The organism is Streptomyces sp. WAC 06738, from assembly GCF_003945505.1.
GTDB lineage: Bacteria > Actinomycetota > Actinomycetes > Streptomycetales > Streptomycetaceae > Streptomyces.
Genome location: NZ_CP029618.1, coordinates 7602256 through 7621096 on the forward strand (window position 1 = coordinate 7602256; position 18841 = coordinate 7621096).

The window sequence follows — 18841 nt, forward strand, 5'->3', positions numbered from 1 at the left end:
CCCCGTGCCGACGGGGGCCGCGGTCGCGGCTGCCGTTCTCACGCCACGCGAAGGGGAGGCGGAGATGGATCTCAGAACCGCACTGCTGCTGCCGGGCCAGGGCGCCTACCGGCCCGGCGCGTTCGCCGGGCCGGTGAGCGCCCCGGTCGCCGACCTGCTGGCCGTCGTCGACACCGTCGCCGCCGAGTTCGGCCACGACCCGATCTCGCCGCTGCTCACCGACGCCGGTGCCGATGCCGCGGACGGCCGCCGGCTCGCCGAGACCGACCCGTTCGCGCTCCAGCTCGCGATCTACGCCGCGGCGCTCGTGTACGCCCGCGAGGTCGACCTGCGCGCGCCCGCCGACGTCGTACTCGGCCACAGCATGGGCGAGATGGCCGCCGCCGCCCACGCCGGCTGCTTCACCGCCGCGGACGGCGCCCGCATCGCCGCCCACCGCGCCCGCGCCCTGGAGCACGGCGCCGCCGGCACCGGCGGCATGCTCGCGCTCACCCTGCCGGCCCGCCGCGCCACCGCGCTGCTCGCCGCCGCGGAGCTGCCGGGCGCCCGGCTCGCCGTCGTCAACGCGCCGCGGCACGTCGTCGTCTCGGGCCCCGGGGACGCCCTCGGCCGCCTCGCCGCGCTCGCCGACGTCCTCGGCGTACGGGCCGTCCGGCTCACCGCGCCCTACCCGTTCCACAACCCGCTGCTGGCCACCGCCCAGGCGGAGTTCGCGGCGGCGATCGAGGGCATCCCCGAGCGCCCGGCGCAACGCCGCCTGTACTCGCCGGCCCTCGGCGGGCTCGTCGGGGACGACACCGACGTCAAGGCGTCGCTGGTCGCCGCGGTGACCCGGCCCGTCGACTTCCTCGCCGCGCTGCGCGAGTTGCAGACGTACGGGCTGGAGTCGGTGGTGGAGTGCGGCCGCGCGGGCCTCGGGGAACTGGTGCGGCAGGCGGTGGGCTGCGGGACGCAGACCGCGGACCGGTGGCTCGCGACGGCCACGGGGGAGAGGCCCGCGGCACCGACGGCATCTCCGGTGCCCGACCCCGGTGCGGGGGCACCGGTCCCGGCGCCTGCGGCGCGGGAGCTGCCCGCGGCGCGCGTCCCCGGTCCCGCACCCGTACGTGCGACGGAGTCAGCCGCGTCCGGCCGGGCGGCGGACCCGGCCGCCCCTTCCGCACCCCCGACCGCGGCTGTGCCACCCCCTGCCGCGGCAGGGCCCGGCCCCCTACCCGCGCCTTCCCCCGCGGGGCCCGCGGCAGGCGGCGGCGTGCTGGCCGCACTTCAGCAGGTCTACGCCGACCGGCTCGGGTACCCCGTGGAGGCCATGGACCCGGACGCCGACCTCGAAGGCGACCTCGGCATCGACTCGCTCAAGCGCATGGAGGTGCTGAGCACGCTGATCGACCGCTTCGGCCTGCACCACGTGGCCGACGACACCCGCTTCGCCCTCCAGTCCACCCTCGGTGATCTCGCCCGCCTCATCGACGAGACCGGCCGCACCACAGGCCCGGCCGCCCCCACGGCCGTACGGGCCGATGGCTGACGGCACCGGGGGCGGCGCTCCCCGCACGCCGCGCTACCGCGTCGAGGCCGCCGCCGCCGACCGCGCCGCCGCCGAGGCCGCCGCGGCCGAGCTGCGGGCGCGCGGCCTGGACGCGGCCGTACGCACCACAGGGTCGCTGCCGTCGCTCGCGGCCGGTGCCCCCGCCGGCCCCGGCGCGATCGTCGCCGTCGGCATGGGCCTGGCGGTGCCCGGCGCCTGCTCGCCCGACGAGCTGTGGGACCTGCTGCGCGACCGCGTACCGCAGTTCAGCGAGCCCGGGGACCGCATGGACATCGACGCGCTGTGGTCCGCGGACCCGGCCGCGCCGGACAAGACGTGCACCCGCACCTCCGGCTTCCTCCACGACCTGCGCCCCCACCCCCGGCTGCGCGCCGAACTCGCCGCCGACCGCGCACCGCAGCGCGAGCCGAGCGGCCGGTGGCTGCGGCACAGCGTCCTCCAGGCGCTCGACGGGGTGCGTCTCGACGCCGGTACGCGCACCTTCGCGGCCGTCGGCATGACCGCGGACGGCGGCCACGCCGCCGAGCACAGTCTCCTGCGGCACGGCGCCCGGCTGCTGGCCGGGCCGGCGGCCGGGGACCCGGAACCGCTGGCCGCGCTCTACCCGGCAGGATCGCCCGACCTCGCCGGCACCGCGCCGTACCGCGTCGTGCGCGACGCGCTGGCCGGCATCGCGGACCCGGTGGAGACCGTCGTCGTCGACACGGCCTGCTCCTCGTCCCTCTACAGCTTCGACTTCGGCATGCGCGCGCTGCGCGAAGGCCGCGCGGACGTCGCGCTCTGCGGCGGCGCGTACTCCGTCAACGCCCAGACCATGGTGCTCTTCGCGAAGCTCGACGGGCTGGCCAGGGGCGGCCTCGTGCGGTCACTGGACCGCGGCGCGGACGGGGTGCTCTTCTCGGACGGCGCCGCGGTCGTGGCGCTCAAGACGTACGCGCGCGCCCTCGCGGACGGCGATCCCGTCCTCGGGTTCGTCCGCGGCTTCGGCGGCTCGTCCGACGGGCGCGGCAAGGCGGTGTACGCGCCGAACCCCGCCGGGCAGCGGATCGCCCTCGAACGGGCCTGGGCGGCGGCCGGCGTCGGCCCGGAGGACGTCGACTGGATCGTCGCCCACGCGACCGGCACCGCCGCGGGCGACCAGGCGGAGCTGCGGGCGCTGGCCGCCGCGGCGCCCGGCAGGCGGTGGACGCTGACGTCGAACAAGTCGCTGATCGGCCACACCGGTTGGGCGGCGGGCGCGGTCAACGTCATCCACGCGCTGCTCGCGCTCCGCCACGAGGCGATCCCCGCGCAGCACCTCTACACCGGACCCGTCGCGGGCGACGTCACCGTTCCCGTACGGACCCTGCCGTGGCGGCCGTCGCCGGACGGCCGGGCCCGTACGGCGGGGGTCTCGGCGATGGGCTTCGGCGGCACGAACGCGCACGTCGTCGTCAGCGACCGCCCGGGCCCGGCCGCCCCCGCGGCCGCGGACCCGGCGCCGGTCGTGGTGGTCGCGACGACGGCCCTGGAGCCGCCGTCGCCGGGCCCGGTCTTCGGCGCGTCGTTCCCGGCGCCCGCGCCGCTCGACGTGCGGCTGCCGCCCGCGGTGCTGGAGCGGCTGGACCGCAGCCAGCTCATGGCGCTGCGGTGCGCCCTGGACCTGCGGTCCGGGTGGGAGGAACCGGAACTCCTCGCCCGTACGGGGGTGTTCGTCGGCCACAGCGGTCAGGTGCGCCAGGCGCTGGCGTGCACGATGCGGGCGTACCTGGACGACATCGAGGCGCGGGCGGAGGGGGACGTGTCCGCGCTGACCGCGGGTGTACGGGCGCTGGCGCCCGAGAGCAACAGCGACTCCCTGCCGGGGCTGATGCCCAACATCATCGCCTCCCGCGTGGCCCAGCTCCTCGACCTGCACGGCCCGAACATGACCCTGGACGCCGGCCCCGACTCCTCCCACGCGGCCCTGGCGGCGGCCTGCCGCCACCTCGCGGCGGGCGAACTCTCCGCGGCGGTGGTGATCGGCACGCTGGCGGCGGCGGAACTGGTGACCCCGCCGGCGGGCATGACCACGACGGAGACGGCCGCGGCGGCGGTCCTCATGCGCCGGGAGGAGGCGGAGGCGCGGGGCCTGCGGGTGCTGGGGGAGCTGCGGGTCTCGCCGACCGCGGGCGCGGGGGCGGACACGGCCGCGGCGGGGGAGCCGGCGGTGGCCGGCGGGCCGGGTGTTCCTCGCGGTGCGGTCGAGGAAGCGGCCCCGGGCGCGGCGGAGGCCGCGCCGTACTTCCACGCCGCCGAAGGGCTCGTCGCCCTGCACCGCGCCGTACGCGCGAACGACGCGGCGGCGGAGCTGACCCCGGTCGCGCCCGGCACTCCCGCGCTCACCTACGTACCGGAGTCGCCCGCGGCCCCGGAACGCCTCGGCGAGCTGCGCCCGTACGTCCTGCGCCTGAAGCGCATGGACCGCACCGCGGTACGGACCGCGCTGCCCGCGCTCCCGCCGGGCACCCTGGTGCTGACGAACGCCCCGGAGGCGCCGGCAGGTCTCGCACTGCCGCCGGGCTGCGTCGTCGCGGCGCCGCGCGCGGCACAGGCGGGGCGGGCACCGGATGTGCACGTACTCGACGCCCCGGAGGACCTGGCCGGCATCCTGAGGGACCGCGACCTCCGCCACGTGCGCGTCCTCTTCGACGCGAGACGCCGCCCGGCCGCCCCGGGGCTCGCGGAGCCCGTGGACCACGGCACCCGCGGTCCGTCCGGCACGGTCGCCGACGCGCGCACCTCCGGTACCGCCCGGCCTGCGGGCCCTCCGGACGCCCTCCCCACGGCCTCGCTCGCACTGCAGGAACTCGCCTTCGCCGCCGCGCACCTCCTCGCCGAACCCCTCGGCGACCGCGGGTCCTTCGCCGTGCTCGTCCTCGACCCCGGCGATCCCGTGCCCGGCCCCGCCACCGGGCTCTTCACCGGGCTCGTGCGGGCGCTCGGCGCCGATCTGCCCGGTGGGCTCGTCTACGGCGTCGTCACCGACGCCCCGGATCTGCCCGCCGGGCTCGACCTGCTGAGCCGGGAGTCCGCCGTCGAGCGGCATCTCGGCGTCGCCCACCACCGCCGCGGCGTACGGGCCGAAGCCGTGCTCGCGCCCGCGGGGGACCGGCCCGCCGCGCCCCGGCTGCCGCGGGCGCCCGTCGTCGTCGCCACCGGCGGCGGCCGGGGCATCACCGCGGAACTCGTGGACCAGCTCGCCGGGCTGTCCCGGCCCGCCGCGATCTGGCTGCTCGGCTCCGGACCCGCCCCCGGCCCCGCGGACGCCGCGGAACCCCCCGCCGACCGGCCCGCCGCGCTGCGGCGGTTGATGGCCGAGCACCCCGGCGCCAAGCTCGCCGACCTGAACCGCCGTCACAACCGCGCGCTGCAAGCCGCCGAGCGCGGCCGCACCCTCCGCCGGCTCGCCGCCCGCTACGGCGCCGACCGCGTGCACTACCGGCAGTGCGACGTGCTCGACCCCGGCGCGCTGCGGGAAGTGGCCGCCGAGATCGCCGCGGCCGGGGGCGCCGACGTCGTCGTGCACGGCGCCGGCGTCGAGCGGGCCACGGCGCTGCGGCGCAAGACGCCCGCGGAGTTCCGGGCCGTACGCGACGTGAAGGTGCGCGGCTGGCTCCACCTCCGCGCCGCCTTCGCCGCCCACGACCCCGCGCTGTGGCTGGCGATCAGCTCGGTCACCACCGTCGTGGCCCGGCCCGGCGAGGCCGACTACATCTCCGCCAACGAGTTCCTCACCCACGCCGCCGCCCACGCCCGCGCCACCGCGGGCGCCGACGTGCACGCCCTGGTCTCCGGCCTGTGGACCGAGAGCGGGATGGTGACGCACACCCAGGTCCAGGACGCGTACCTCGCCCGCGAGGACAACTTCACCCACCTCGACGACGCCCTCGGCCGCCGCTACTTCCGCACCGAACTGCTCCACCGCAGAAGCGACCCCCGCACCTCCGTGTGGCTCGGGGAGACCGAGTGGCGCATGCTCGCCGCCGCCGCGCCGGAGCTGCGCGCCGCCGGCGCGCGGCCACCGGCCCCCGCCGGGGCCTTCGTCCGCGGCCCCGGCGCGCCCGCCGAGGGCGGCGGCACGGCCTGGGAGGTACGCCTCGGGCTGGACGGCCACGGGTACGTGCGCGACCACCGCGTGGACGAACGGCCCACCCTGCCCGGGACGTTCCTCATGGAGATCGCCGCCGAGGCCGCCGCCGCGGTCGGTGCCGGGCGGCCCGTGGCCATCGTGGACGCGGTGTTCGCGCGGTTCGTGCGCGCGGCGGAGGAGCAGTGGCCGCGGCGGCTGCTGGTCACCGCGCGGGCGGAGACGCCCGGCCGCGTCCTGGTGGTCGTCGCCGCCCCGCCCCGGGGGCCCATCCCGGCGCAGGAGTACAGCCGGATGACGGTCCTCCTCGACGGCTCGTACGGCCCCCGGCCCGCCCCCGAGCCCGCCGCGGACGGCCTCGTCCCCGCCCGCGACGCCTACGCGCTCGCCGGTTCCCCGGTCCTGCTCCGCGGCATGTTCGACTCGCTCCGCGAACTGCGCACGGGCCCCGCCGGGGGCTCCGCGCGGCTGCACCTGCCGTCCCCCGGGCACCTCGGCCCGCTACGGGACTTCCTCCTCCCCGCGCTGGCCATGGACAGCCTCCTCCGGGCCACCGCCGCCACCCCCGCCCTCACCTCCGCCGATTCCGCCGAGGACGCCGCCGGCGCGCCCGTCCCGGTGCCCGTCCGCATCGGCCGGTTCGACCTCTTCGCCCCCGGCAACGACGCCGTGCTCGCCGAGGCCCCCGCCCCGGTCGGCCTCCGCCACCGCACCGCCGCCGACGGCACGGTGGCCCGCTGCGAGGCGGTCGGCGACGGGGGCCGGGTGCTCTTCGCGTTCACCGGCCTCGCGACCCGCGACAAACGGGCGACGGCAACGCTCGCCACCCGCACCGCGGAGCCGCGGCGGGACCCCGGCCGCCCGCCGTCCCCGTCCCGTACCGCCGCCGGAAGGAGCCCCCGATGACCGCCCTGTACGACGTGGCCGCCCACGTCGCGCCCGTATCGGTGCCCATCGCCGACCTCGCCCCCCGCCTCGGCGTCGGCGACCGCGACCTCGCCCTGTTCCACCGCTACTTCGGCCTCCGCGACGTCCGCATGGCGCCCGGCGCGGGGCTGCGCGAGATGACGGTGGCCGCCGCCCGCGAGCTGACCGCGCTCGCGGGCAACGAGCACCGCGTGTCGTACGTCGTCAGCGCCCGCACCATCCCCATCGGCTCCCGCGCCTCGCAGAACCCCGTGCACGACGCCGCCGACGAACTCGGCCTCGGGCACGCCGCCGTCTTCACCGTCACCCAGCAGGCGTGCTCCTCGGGACTCGCCGCCGTGGACCTCGCCGGGCGGCTCCTCGCCGAGGACGGCGACCCCGGCGCGCTGGCGCTCGTCGTCGCGGGGGAGAAGGCCGACTGGCCCACCGCGCAGCTCATCCCGGGCACCACCGTGATGGGAGAGTCGTCGGCCGCCTGCCTGGTGGCGGCGGGCGGCGGCGGGGACGTGCTGCGCAGCTACGTCACCCGTACCTTCGGCGAATACCACGACGTGAAGCTCCCGCCTCCGCGCGGCGAGGAGTTCGAGCGGCGCTACGCGGAGCGGCTGACGACCGTGATCCGCGAGGCGGTGGCCGCGGCCGGGATCCGGCTGGAGGACCTGGCGTGGATCCTGCCGCACAACGTCAACCGCATCTCCTGGGCCAAGGCCGCCCAACTGCTGGACTTCCCGCGCTCGCGCATCTGCCTGGACAACGTCGCCGAGCTCGGGCACTGCTTCGGCGCCGACTCCTTCCTCAACTACGTGACCCTGCGCGACGCCGGCCGGCTCCGCAAGGGCGACTGCTACCTGATGGCCGCGGTGGGGCTCGGCGCCACCTTCGCGGCCGCGGTGTTCCGCCACTGACGGCGGGCCGCACACGACGGACACCGCCACGAACGCCACGAGATGGGGGACGACATGACGGCCGACGACTTCATGAGCGGCGTCCGGCGCGCCTGCACCGGCGACCCGGCCGCACCGCTCGTACTGCTCGGCAACATCGAGGTCGAACGCGACTGGGCGCGCGGCGAGCCCGGCGTGCCGGCCGTCGGCGACAACGGGCCCTCCGCGGTCGTCGCGCGCATGGACGAGTTCGCGCTGCTGCTCGGCGGCGCGGGCGACCACGTGATCCTCAAGTCCGCGCCCGATCCCGGCTATCTGGACTATCTGCGCGGCCTGGGCCTCGACCTGCCGCACGTGCAGGTCACCGACCGGTGCGGGGCCGCCGTGCCCGTCACCGAGGAGGCGCTGGAGTCGCCCGCCCTGCTCGCCCGGCTGCGCGCGCTCGGCGTCGTCCGGCTCCTCCCGCACGGGATGTCCGCCGCCGAGGAGGAGCTGTGCCGGCGGGCCGGGCTCGCCGCCGCGCTGCCGGCCGCGGCGCTCGCCAAGCGGGTCAACAGCAAGATCTACAGCCGCCGGGTCGCCGCCGAGCTGGGCCTGCCCCTGGCCGAGGGCTGGGAGTGCGAGTCGGTCGCGGAGTTCGAGGCCGTGGCGGAGAAGGCCGCGGCCCGGATCGCGGACGGCGCGGTCGTCGGCGTCAAGGACGCGTACGGCGTCTCCGGCAAGGGCATCGTCGTCGCCGACCGGGCGCGCCGGCTGGAGCAGGTGGTGCGGATGGTGCGGCGGCGCGCGGAACGCACGGGGGACGACCGGCTCGCCGTCGTCGTGGAGGTGTGGGCCGACAAGGCCGCCGACCTCAACTACCACCTCACCGTGGGCCGGGACGGCTCCGTGCGCTTCGACTTCGTCAAGGAGGCGCTCACCGCGGGCGGCGTCCACAAGGGCCACCGCTTCCCCGCCCGGCTCACCCCGGAGCAGCACGCCGTCGTACGGGAGACCGCGGCGCTCCTCGGCGGGCGGCTCGCCGCCGACGGCTACCACGGCCCCGTGGGCGTCGACGCCCTCGTACGGACCGACGGCTCGCTGCTGCCGGTGCTGGAGATCAACGCCCGCAACAACATGTCCACGTACCAGACCCGGCTGCACGAGCAGTGCGTACCCGCGGACGCGGTCGTGCTCGCCCGGCAGTACGACGTCCGGCTGCCCGCGCCCGTCCCGTTCGACCGGCTCGCCGCCGCCCTCGGCCCGCTGCTCTTCGACCGCGCCGCCGGCCGCGGCGCGCTCCCCGACAACCACGCGACCGTCAACGCCGCCTTCGCCGGCCCGGAAGCGCCCCCGGCCGCCCCCGCGGACGGCCGCTTCCACTTCCTGCTCGCCGCCCCGGGCCAGGCGGCGGCCGACGCCCTGGACGCCGCGGTGGCCGCGCGCCTGACCGAGTTCGGAGACGTACGATGACCGACGCCACGCCCGCCGCCCACTGCCAGGGCCTCGCGCTCACCGACCTGGCCGCCGAGTTCGGCACCCCTCTCTACCTCTACGACGCCGACCGGCTGCGCGCCCAGTACACCGGCCTGCGCGAGCGGTTGCACCCGGCGCTGCGCCTCTTCTACTCCCTCAAGGCCAACCCCAACCTCGCCGTCACCCGCACCATGCGCGAGCTGGGCGCCGGCCTCGAACTGTCGTCGCTGGCCGAGCTGGCGACCGCGCAGCGCGCCGGCGCCACCGGCGCGGAGATGCTCTTCCTCGGCCCGGGCAAGAGCCGCGACGAGATCGCCGCCTGCCTCAAGGCCGGCGCCCGGCTGATCGCCGAGTCGCTGCCCGAGCTGGCCGTCATCGACGAGGAGGCCCGCCACCGCGGCACCACCGCGGAGGTGCTGCTGCGCGTCAACCCGGCGTTCGAGCTGAAGGGCGGCGGGCTGACGATGGGCGGCAAGCCGCGGCAGTTCGGCATCGACGAGGAAGTGCTCGACGCACTCGCCCCGGCCGATCTGCGGCGGTACGGGAACGTCCGGGTCACCGGCGTGCACGCGTACATGGGCACCCGGATCCTCGCCGCCGCCGCGATCGTGGAGAACACCCGGCGCATCCTGGAGCTGGCGGAACGGCTCGCCGGACGGCTCGGGTTCGGCCTCGGCACGGTCGACGTCGGCGGCGGCCTCGGCGTGGCGTACCACGCGGCCGAGAGCGACCTCGATATCGGTGAGCTGACCGCGGGCCTCAACCCGGTCGTCGCCGCCTTCCACGCCGCGCACCCGGAGACCCGGCTGGTGATGGAGCTGGGCCGCTACCTCGCCGCGCCCGCCGGGACGTACCTCACCCGCGTCCGCTACACCAAGGAGTCGCGCGGCGAGCGCTTCGCCGTCTGCGACGGCGGCACCAACCACCACATGGCCGCCGTCGGCATCGGCTCGCCCTTCCGCCGCAACTTCCCCATGCACCGCGTCGGCGGCGGCGGACCGCTCGTCCCGTGGAACGTCACCGGGCCGCTGTGCACCCCCAACGACACTCTTGGCAAGGCCGTCGACCTGCCCGCGGACCTGGCGCCCGGCGACCTCGTCGCCGTCGCCCGCTCCGGTGCGTACGGGCCGAGCGCGTCGCCCGTGCTGTTCCTCAGCCACGGCCACCCCGCCGAGGTGCTGGTCGCCGGCGGGCGCGCGCGTCTCGTACGGCGCCGCGACACCGTCGACGACCTGCTGGAGCGCCAGCCGGACCCCGCTCCGTAGCGCCCCCCCGACCACCGTACGAAGCACGCACGCACCACCGTTCCCCTCAGGAGGCAGAGCATGACCACGCACGTCGACGAGGCCGGGGCCGACCTTGCGGCCAAAGTCATCAAGTCGCTGGAGGCCGTGCTGCGCAAGGACCTCGGCGAGGCCACCGCGCAGACGAAGCTCTTCGAGGAGCTGGGCCTGGACTCCACCAGCGTCCTCGAACTCCTCATGACGCTGGAGGACGACCACGGCATCGAGATCGACCCCGAGACCCTGGAGCCCGAGCACCTGGAGACGGTCGGCGCCGTGTGCGCCTTCATCGAGGCGTCCGCCGGACCGGGCGCGGCGGGCTAGGCGGTGGCGATGCCCGTCGCACTGGAGCGGCTGACCGCCGTCGGCCCGCCGCCGGCAGGCCACGGCGGCACCACGGCCGCGGACCTGCGGGAGTACGCCGACGACCTGGAGACGGTCTACGGCCCGCTGCCCGACCGGACCTGGCTGGAGCGCGGCGAGCGGGTCTCGTACCCGGACCTCGTGACGGCGGCCGCCGGCGTGCTCGGCGGCCGGGACAGCGGCGTGGACCTGCTGCTCACCGTCACCCCCGTGCCGGACTGCCAGGCGCGGGTGCTGCCCGGCTGCCTGCTGGCGGAACTGCTGGGCGGCCGGCCGCAGGTCGCCGGCGTCAACGACCAGGGCGCGGCCGGGGCGTTCACCGCCCTGCGGCTGGCGCGCGGCCGGATCGCGGGCGGCGAGGCGCGGCGGGCCGCGATCGTCGTCATGGAGCAGTCGACGCTGCCTCCCGAGCCCGGGTACGCGCTGCCGCCGGGCAGCGGCGCGGCCGTCCTCGTGCTCGGCACCGGCAGCGGGCCGCACCTCGCCGAGCTGACCGTACGCCGCGTGCCGGCCGCGGCCCGGCGTCCCGGCCGGCGGTCGGGCGGCTGGCTGCGGCCGTGGTACGAGGCCGCGCTGCGGTACGCCGCCGACCCGGGCGGCGCGCTCGCCGTCGCCGACCGGGACGACGTCCTGGGCTACGACTGCCGGGCGCTCTTCACGCCGGTGCCCGCCGCCGGCGGCCGGCCCGCCACCCCGTTCCCGCGGCAGAGCGCATTGGAGGCGCGGACGTGACCGTACGACCGACCCGGCAGCGGGGACCCGTGCTCGACACCGCGCTCGGGCTGCGCTGCCGCGCCCGCGCCAAGACCGAGGGCCCGGCCCCGGCCCTCGCCGAACTCCGCGCGGGACTCGGCCCCGACGCCCGCGCCTGGGGCCCCGGCGGGCACGCCGTGCTGCCGCTGGCCGCCGCAGAGGCGCCGGGCGGCGCGCCGGTCGCCACCCTGGAGTTCGCCTCCGGCGACCTCGGCGTGTGGCGCGACGCCCGCCACCGCGACGGCACCACGGGACCCTGGGCCACGGGCGTGCTGTGGATCCGGCTCGGCCTCACCGAGCAACTGCTGCGCACCGCGGCCGACCACCTGGCGGGCCGCCGGGTGGGCGGCGAGGTGCTGGCCGACATCGCGTCCGTACGCGCCGCGCTCGGCGAAGCCGCCGCGGACCTCCTGGAGGCCCGCCTCCTGCTCGAACACGGCCCGGACGACGGACTGCCCGGCACCGCCGTGGCCGCACCGCCAGGTGAATCCGCGACCGGGCCGGGCCACCACGCCGTGTCCGGGCGGGCCGCAGGCGCCGGCGCCCCGGAGCCGCCGGGGCCCCGGGCCCCGGCCGGCGGCGCCGGCGTGCCCGGCGCCGAAGGCGCCTTCCGCGCGGCCGAAGCGCTCGTACGGGCGCAGCGTGCCGTGCTGCGGCTGCTCGGTGCCGCCGGGTATCTCGACGCCGGGCCCGGGCGGCTCGCCCGCGCCGTCGACCTGCTGGCCGACGTCCATCCCGTCGCCGCGGAGCCTGCGGCCAGCCACCACGCCACCGAGGTGAGCCCATGACCACGACCCCCATCCGCACCCCGCCGCGGGCCGGGCACCGGCCGCCGCCCCCCGACCCCGCGCGGCTCCGCGCCGCCGTCGAGGAGTACGCGCGGGCGTTCCGCGCCACCGCCCTGGCCATGGACGAGCCCGGCGCCGACCCGCGGACCCTCAACCCCGTCGTCCACGACGCCTACTTCCCCGTCCTCCTCGGCCTCCCGCCCGCGTACAACCCCGACCCGCTGATCGTCGACGGCCGCCCCTGCCACCTCCACTCCTGCGTCGAGCGCGTCGTCGTCTACGAACGCCTCGCCTGGGGCGACGCCGCGCTGATGGTCGCCGCCCCCGGGCCCTCCCTCTCCGGCGTGCTCACCGAGGAACTGGGCGACGACGACCAGAAGGAGCGCTACTACACCACCCTCGCCGCCCGCCCCACCTGGACGTTCTTCGCGCTCACCGAGCCGCACGCCGGCTCCGACGCCACGGCGCTGACGACCGCGCTCACCGAGACGGAGACGGAGACGGAGACGGGGACCGGGGCCGGCGCCCCGGCCCCGTACCGGCTCAGCGGCGTCAAGAAGTACATCGGCAACGCCGTCCGCGCCGACCTCGGCGTGGTCTTCGCCCGTATCAAGCCGGGCCCCGTCGGCGTCGTCGCCGTGCTGATCGAGCCCGCCAGGACGGGCTTCACCGCCACCGCGCTGCCCACCACCGGGATGCGCGCCATCGGACTCGGCGAGATCCGCCTCGACGGCGTGCCCGTGGCCCGCTCCGACATCCTCGGCATGCACCTGTCCGCCACCCGCCGCGGCATCGTCGGCGCGATGCGCACCTTCAACCGCGCCCGCCCCGTCGTCGCCGCCATGGCCCTCGGCATCGCCCAGGCCGCCTGGGACTATGCCCACGACCACCGCCGCACGCTGCGCGCCGACGAGTCCGGCGCCATGGACGCGCTGCGCCGCCGGCTGGCCGGTACCCGGCGGCTGGTGCTGGCCGCCGCGGAGCAGGCCGACCGCGATCCCGGGGACGGCACCGTCGCCTCGGCCGCCAAGTACCGGGCGGCGGAACTCGCCCTGGAGACCGCCGAGTACGCCCTCGGGCTCCTCGGCCCCGGCGCCCGGCTGGAGCACCCGCTCCTCGACAAGCTGCACCGCGACGCCCGGGCCTTCGAGTTCATGGAGGGCACCGGCACCGTGCAGCGGCTCAACCTCGCCCTGGGCCACCGGAAAGGCAGGATCCTCGATGACTGACGTCAAGGAGCACGGCGACCCGGCCCCGGGCGCCGCCCCGGCCCCGCCCCCGCAAGGCGAGCTGCGCGCCAGGCTGCGCGGCCTGGCCGTCCCCATCTGCCTCGGCGTCGTCACCGGCCTCGGCGCCCAGTTCGCCATCTCGGCGCTGCTCGGCAACATGGGCGGCGACGCGCTCTACATCCGCGCCTTGTTCATCCCCATCTCCTTCTTCTTCCTGGCGCTGGAGGAGGGCATCGAGATCAGCAGCCAGGTCGTCTCCGCGCGCCGCCGCGGCGCCGACGCGGGCGACGGCTCGCAGCCGCCGCTGGTACGCATCGGGGCCATCGCCCTCGGCTGCTTCGCCGTCGCCGCGGCGGTCATCGCGCTGGCCGCACCGCGGATGGCCGGGACGCTCGACGTCGACGCCGCCTCGCGCGACGACTTCGTGCTCTTCGCCCGCCTGGTCGCCGCGTCGTTCCTGCTCGCCGTCCTCACCTCGGTGGTCGCGGGCACGCTGCGCGGCTGGGGCAGCGCGCGGTCGGCGTCGGTCATCACCATCGCCGTCGCCGGGATGCAGGTCCTCGGGGTGTGGCTCCTCGGCTTCCATGCGGACATGGGCGTCTTCGCCGTGCCCGCGTCCATCGCCGGTGCCTCCGTCGTGGGCCTCACGTCGGGGCTGGTGCTGCTGGCGCGCACCGGACTGCTGCGCTTCGGCGGCCCCGCCGAGCCGCTGAGGCAGACGGTGGGGATCCTGGTCACCGTCGGGGTGCCGGTGGCGGTCTCGTACCTCTTCATCGCCGGCATGAACTACACCTCGCTGTGGGTGCTCTCGGACTTCGGCTCCGACGCGGTGGCCGGCTACGGCGGCGCGCACGCCGTCCAGGTGCTGTCCCTGTCGCCCGCGATCGCCCTCGGCTCGGCCGTCGCCATCACCATGAACCAGTCCCTCGGCGCGGGCGAGAGCCACCTGCTGCGGCCGGTCCTGCGCGAGGGCGTGCGGTACGTGCTGATGGTGTACGCGGTCCTGGCCGCCGCGGGCTTCGCGCTCGCCGGGCCGCTCGGCAGGCTGATGAGCGACGACGCCGGCACGGCCGCCTTCACCGACGAGTACCTGACGGTCGTCGCGCCGAGCTGGCTGGCGTTCGGGCTGCTGAACATGGTGACGATGAGCCTGCAGCAGGTACGCAACGGGCACATCACCATCGCCGCCGACATCGTCTACCTCGGCGCCGTCAACGTCGGCGGCGGGCTGCTCGCGCGCGCCGTGGACCACGCCGAGGCGTACTTCGCGGCCCTGGCCGCCGGGAACGTCGTCATCGGCGGGCTGCTGCTCGCCACCGCCTGGCGGCGCTTCGGCCGCGCAGCGGAGGCGGCCTAGGTGGGCGGGGCCGGGGGAGGCCGGGGCGTACGGGTCTGGGACGTCGACCTGTCCGGCGACGCGGGTGCGGCGGAACCCGCCGCGGGACTGCTCACCGACGCCGAACGGGCCCGCGCCGCACGGCTCGCCGACCCCGTACGCCGCACGGCGCTGCTCCGCTCGCACGCCGCCGCCCGGCGACTCCTCGCCGGCCACCTGGGGCTGCCGCCCGGGGAGATCGGCTGGACCGCGGGCCCGCACGGCAAGCCGGCGCTGACCGGTGCGGGCCGCGGCTGCGAGTGGAACCTGTCCCGCTCGGGGCCGCGCGCCCTCGTCGCCGTCGGCGGCGCCGTACCCGTCGGCGTCGACCTCCAGGCGGAGCACCCGCACGGCGACCCGCTGGCGCTGGCCCGGCGGTTCTTCGCCCCCGCCGAGGCGGCACAGCTCGCCGCGCTGCCCGCGGGCGACGCCCGGGTGCGGCGGCTGTGCCTGCTGCTGGCCCGCAAGGAGGCGTGGGCGAAGGCCGCGGGCGGGCGGCTGCTCGACTTCCTCCGCCGCGACGCCGGCGCCGTCACGGCGTCGCTCGGGGTATCCCGGCCGGCGGGCGGCGCCGGGTACGTCGTCGCCGACCTCCCGGCCGGACCGGGATACGCCGCCGCGGTCGCCACCACCGGCCGTACGACCGGCCGCATCGACTACCGCAGTTGTGACTGGAGGGACCTGTGCGTACCGAACTGAGCGAGGTGGCGGGTCACACCGCCCGCGCCGTCACCGTCGGCATCGCCGGAGCGCCCGCGGGCCGCGGGCCCGTGACCTGGGGCCAGTGGGCCATCCGGCGGGCGATGCTCGACACCGAACCCGACGACCACGGCACCAACGTCAAGGTCCTGGTGCCCGTCGAACCCGCCGTCCCCGCCGGCCGCGCGGTCGAGGCCGTACGCGGGCTGCTCACCGTGTACGACGCGCTGCGCACCCGCGTCCACGTGGACGGCGACGGCGCGATGCACCAGGAACTCGACGGCGGCGGCACGTTCGACGTGCACCTCTTCGACGCCGAGGACGCCGACGCGGCCACCGCGCTCGCCGACGCCGTGGAACGCCGGTGGCGCGCCGTGCGGTTCGCGTACGACCGCGAGTGGCCGGTGCGCGCCGCGCTGGTCTGCGTCGACGGCAAGGCGGTGCGCGCCGTGCTCGTCCTCGCGCACGTCGCCACCGACGCGATGGGCCTGACCCTGCTGCACCGCGCCCTCACCGAGCTGCTGCACGGCGCCGGCCCCGCGGCGCTGCGCGCCGCGAGCCGCGGCCACCAGCCGCTGGCGGAGGCGGGGTTCCAGGCGTCGGAGAAGGGCCGCAGGCGCGACGCGGCTGCCCGGCGGCACTGGGTGGAGTCCCTGCGCGACGCCCCCGAGCGGCTGTTCGTGCGCCGGCCCGGGGCGAGCCCGCGGTTCCGGCAGGCGGTGCTCGCCTCGCCGAGCCTGCCGGGGGCGCTGCGGACGCTGGAGGAGCGCCGGCGGATCGGCTCCTCGGCGGTGCTGCTCGCCGCCGCCTCCGCGGTGGTGGCCCGGCAGTCGCGGCACGAGCGCGCCGTGTTCCAGGTGATGGTGAGCAACCGGTTCCAGCCCGCGCTGCGGGAGGCGGTGAGCACGGTGACGCTGGAGGGCCTCTTCACGCTCGACGCGGGGCTCGAACCCGGCGCGGGGCCCGCCGCGTTCGAGGCGCTGGCCCGGCGCGCGGCGCAGGCGGCGATGAAGACGTACTACCACGCGTACTACGACAAGTCGGCACTCCTCGCCGATCTGCGCGGGCTGGACGAGCGGCGCGGCCGGCCGACGGACCGCACCTGCTGGTACAACGACCTGCGCGACATGATCACCGAGGCGCGGTCGGTGGACCGGCGTGAACACGAGGGTGTGCGGCCGGAGAAGTCGGTCATCGAGTGGCAGACGCTGGGACGGCAGTCGGAGACGTCTCTGGCCTGGCACGTCTACCGCAGCCGGCACTTCATGCCGGTGTCGCTGACCGTGGACACCGGCCTCATCGACGAGCCGGCCGCGGAGGCGATGCTGACGGGCTTCGAGGCGCTGATCGTCGACGCGGCACGTGCGGCGGAGGCGGCAGGCGCGGTGGAGGCGGCGGAACCGGGCGCCGGACCGGCCGCGGACGCGGATGCCGCGGGCCCGAGCCGGGCGGCGCTCGCATGACGCGACCGCCCGTCCGGCTCAGCACCGTCGTCATGTGCCACCCCTCGCGCCTCGCCGGTGCCGAGCGGGTCGCCGCCGAGTGCGCGCCGCTGCCCGCCCGTATCGTCCGGGACCCCGACCCCGGCGGCTTCCCGAGCCCGCTGCGCACCGCGAAGGCCGCCTGGGCGGCGGTCGCGCCCGGCGCCACCCACCACCTGGTGGTGCAGGACGACGCCCACCTCGCCCCCGGCTTCGCGGGACACGTCACCGCGCTCCTCGAACGGCACCCGGACCGGGCCGTGTCGCTGAGTGTCCTGTGGGTGTCGCCGTACAACTCCTACCGGGTACGGCAGGCGGCCGTGGGCGGCTACGCCTCGGTGCGGCTGGCGCCCTGGGAGTGGGTGCCGTCGCTGGCCCTGGCGCTGCCCGCGGAGACCGCGCGCGAACTCGCCGCGTACCTCGCGGAGTTCCCCGACGACACCCGGGACGACGACGAGCACATCGCGGTGTTCTGCGCCGAGCGCGGCATCCCCGTGGTGGCGCCGGTGCCGCACCTGCTCGACCACGGCGTCGGGCCCTCCGTCGCGGGCAACGACCACCACGGCATCCGGCTCGCCGTCGCCTGCGCGAACGGGCCCGTCGCCACCGCCCACTGGGACGGCCCGGAGCTGACCGACCCCGCGCGCCACGGCGGCCTCGGCTACGCCGTCGAACTCGTCGCGTCCCGCTGCCACGTACGGATCCGGCGCAGCGGCGAACAGGAGGCGGCGGAGCAGCCGTTCACCTGGCCGTGGCGCCCCTGGTCGGCACTGCTCGGCGTGGCGCACGAGACGATCGCCGCCGCCGCCCGCGCGGCCGGGCCCGCGCCCCGGGCGATGCCCGCGGAACCCGCCGGGGAGGTGTGGGCCGCGGGTTACCTCCTCGGCGCGCTCACCCCGGACGGCGGCGACGCGCGGGCGGAGCACCGGCGGGTCCGCGAGGACGCCCGAGCGGCGGCGCTGCGGAGCTGGATCACGGCGGGGCTGCGCCCCGGCGATCTGGCGGCCCTCGGCGAGGAGGGGTGCGCGGCGGCGGCGGAGTGGGCCGCGCGCGCGGTCACCGCGGGCCGGTCGGCGCGGGAGGCGGGGGAGCGGAGGGCGGCGTACAAAGGGGGCGTACCGGCGCCGAACGAGGAGACGCCCGCTCCCGAAGACGCCGCCGTGGCGCGGATGGCGCGCCGCGAGGCCCGCCTCCTGCTCGCCCCCGCGCCCGGGGAACTGCCCGACGTGCGGCTCAGGGTCGTGCCCTGCCCGGAGCACCCGGGCGCCGATCCGGCCCTGCCCGTCGGCGACTTGCCGGTGCGCTGGCTCGGCGAGCACCTCAGCGAGGCGGCCGGCGACTCCACCCTCGTCGTCCACGCCTGCGAACGCCTCGAACCCCGCCCGCTCGCCGGCCTCGCCGCCCTCCTCGACGGCGGCTGGAAGGGCACCGTCGAGACCCGCGCCGCCACGGTGGCGCGGCTGCGCGCCGCCGGGCTGCGCGGCGCGGCGCTGACCGCGGCGGTGGACGACGCCGAGCGCCGGTTCGCCGCGGGCGACGGCGCCGTCGTCACCCTCCCCGCGGCCTGCCGCGGGGACGGTGGCACGCCGCGCCGGCTCTGGCCGCACGACGACGCGGAACTGTCCGCGGCCGACGGCGTCTACGCGCGGCTGCGGCTGCGCCGCGTACGGGAAACCCCGCTCTAGACCTGCCAGTACAGAGCCGTCCGCACCGGAGGGGCGGCCGGTGCACCGGGTCACCCCCGGTGCACCGGCCGCCCCTCCGTGTGTCCGCGCTGGGTCGTCCGAGGGAAATCCATGTTTCCTCTCTTGACGGCCTCGGGGTGACGTGCCTAACGTGCTTGATAACACATTCTTAGATAGTGATAACCCGATCGGCCAACTCCGGTGTCGCTCTGATGCGCGGAGAGGAGCTTTCCATGGAATCCATGGGGATTTCAGCGCAGGG

13 protein-coding genes are annotated in these 18841 nt (G+C 77.2%); all 13 read left to right on the plus strand.

The annotated features are described in order from the left end of the window. The first annotated feature begins 64 nt into the window (after positions 1-64). The 13 genes from DMB38_RS37595 to DMB38_RS36315 are packed head-to-tail and all read left to right on the plus strand — an operon-like array spanning position 65 to position 18579. Entirely contained in the window at positions 65-1528 is a 1464-nt protein-coding gene (locus DMB38_RS37595) for an acyltransferase domain-containing protein (RefSeq protein WP_125938264.1), read from the plus strand. Next, positions 1521-6563, plus strand: a complete 5043-nt coding sequence (locus DMB38_RS33075) for an SDR family NAD(P)-dependent oxidoreductase (protein WP_125938265.1) — start codon at positions 1521-1523, stop codon at positions 6561-6563. The genes DMB38_RS37595 and DMB38_RS33075 overlap by 8 nt, the downstream gene beginning before the upstream one ends. Further along, positions 6560-7489 (plus strand): 3-oxoacyl-[acyl-carrier-protein] synthase III C-terminal domain-containing protein, encoded by a 930-nt coding sequence (locus tag DMB38_RS33080; protein ID WP_125938266.1) that lies wholly within the window; start codon positions 6560-6562, stop codon positions 7487-7489. Before DMB38_RS33075 ends, DMB38_RS33080 begins: the two co-directional genes overlap by 4 nt. A gap of 54 nt (positions 7490-7543) precedes the next feature. After that, a complete protein-coding gene (locus DMB38_RS33085; RefSeq protein ID WP_240662601.1) occupies positions 7544-8920 on the plus strand; it encodes an ATP-grasp domain-containing protein in 1377 nt (458 codons plus the stop codon). Then, positions 8917-10188 carry a type III PLP-dependent enzyme gene (locus DMB38_RS33090; protein WP_125938268.1) on the plus strand — a complete coding sequence of 424 codons (1272 nt, stop codon included), beginning with the start codon at positions 8917-8919 and terminating at the stop codon, positions 10186-10188. The genes DMB38_RS33085 and DMB38_RS33090 overlap by 4 nt, the downstream gene beginning before the upstream one ends. Positions 10189-10248: 60 nt before the next feature. Further along, positions 10249-10530, plus strand: a complete 282-nt coding sequence (locus tag DMB38_RS33095) for an acyl carrier protein (protein ID WP_125938269.1) — start codon at positions 10249-10251, stop codon at positions 10528-10530. A 9-nt stretch (positions 10531-10539) separates the two neighbouring features. Then, a complete protein-coding gene (locus tag DMB38_RS33100; RefSeq protein WP_240662602.1) occupies positions 10540-11301 on the plus strand; it encodes a hypothetical protein in 762 nt (253 codons plus the stop codon). Beyond that, positions 11298-12110, plus strand: a complete 813-nt coding sequence (locus tag DMB38_RS37340) for a hypothetical protein (protein ID WP_240662603.1) — start codon at positions 11298-11300, stop codon at positions 12108-12110. The genes DMB38_RS33100 and DMB38_RS37340 overlap by 4 nt, the downstream gene beginning before the upstream one ends. Continuing rightward, positions 12107-13339, plus strand: a complete 1233-nt coding sequence (locus tag DMB38_RS33110) for an acyl-CoA dehydrogenase family protein (protein WP_125938271.1) — start codon at positions 12107-12109, stop codon at positions 13337-13339. Before DMB38_RS37340 ends, DMB38_RS33110 begins: the two co-directional genes overlap by 4 nt. Then, a complete protein-coding gene (locus DMB38_RS33115) occupies positions 13332-14696 on the plus strand; it encodes an MATE family efflux transporter (protein ID WP_125938272.1) in 1365 nt (454 codons plus the stop codon). The genes DMB38_RS33110 and DMB38_RS33115 overlap by 8 nt, the downstream gene beginning before the upstream one ends. Next, positions 14697-15413: a 4'-phosphopantetheinyl transferase superfamily protein gene (locus tag DMB38_RS33120; protein ID WP_125938273.1), complete on the plus strand. Its 717-nt coding sequence runs from the start codon at positions 14697-14699 to the stop codon at positions 15411-15413. After that, positions 15398-16876, plus strand: a complete 1479-nt coding sequence (locus tag DMB38_RS33125) for a condensation domain-containing protein (protein WP_240662604.1) — start codon at positions 15398-15400, stop codon at positions 16874-16876. The genes DMB38_RS33120 and DMB38_RS33125 overlap by 16 nt, the downstream gene beginning before the upstream one ends. Further along, entirely contained in the window at positions 16873-18579 is a 1707-nt protein-coding gene (locus tag DMB38_RS36315; protein WP_164716158.1) for a hypothetical protein, read from the plus strand. Before DMB38_RS33125 ends, DMB38_RS36315 begins: the two co-directional genes overlap by 4 nt. Positions 18580-18841: the final 262 nt, after the last annotated feature.

Bases quoted from the DNA above. Each gene is read 5' to 3' on its own strand.
- DMB38_RS33115 (WP_125938272.1), top strand. From the start codon at position 13,332: ATGACTGACGTCAAGGAGCACGGCGACCCGGCCCCGGGCGCCGCCCCG.
- DMB38_RS33100 (WP_240662602.1), top strand. From the start codon at position 10,540: ATGCCCGTCGCACTGGAGCGGCTGACCGCCGTCGGCCCGCCGCCGGCA.
- DMB38_RS33095 (WP_125938269.1), top strand. From the start codon at position 10,249: ATGACCACGCACGTCGACGAGGCCGGGGCCGACCTTGCGGCCAAAGTC.
- DMB38_RS33080 (WP_125938266.1), top strand. From the start codon at position 6,560: ATGACCGCCCTGTACGACGTGGCCGCCCACGTCGCGCCCGTATCGGTG.
- DMB38_RS36315 (WP_164716158.1), top strand. From the start codon at position 16,873: ATGACGCGACCGCCCGTCCGGCTCAGCACCGTCGTCATGTGCCACCCC.
- DMB38_RS33090 (WP_125938268.1), top strand. From the start codon at position 8,917: ATGACCGACGCCACGCCCGCCGCCCACTGCCAGGGCCTCGCGCTCACC.
- DMB38_RS33110 (WP_125938271.1), top strand. From the start codon at position 12,107: ATGACCACGACCCCCATCCGCACCCCGCCGCGGGCCGGGCACCGGCCG.
- DMB38_RS33075 (WP_125938265.1), top strand. From the start codon at position 1,521: ATGGCTGACGGCACCGGGGGCGGCGCTCCCCGCACGCCGCGCTACCGC.
- DMB38_RS37595 (WP_125938264.1), top strand. From the start codon at position 65: ATGGATCTCAGAACCGCACTGCTGCTGCCGGGCCAGGGCGCCTACCGG.
- DMB38_RS33085 (WP_240662601.1), top strand. From the start codon at position 7,544: ATGACGGCCGACGACTTCATGAGCGGCGTCCGGCGCGCCTGCACCGGC.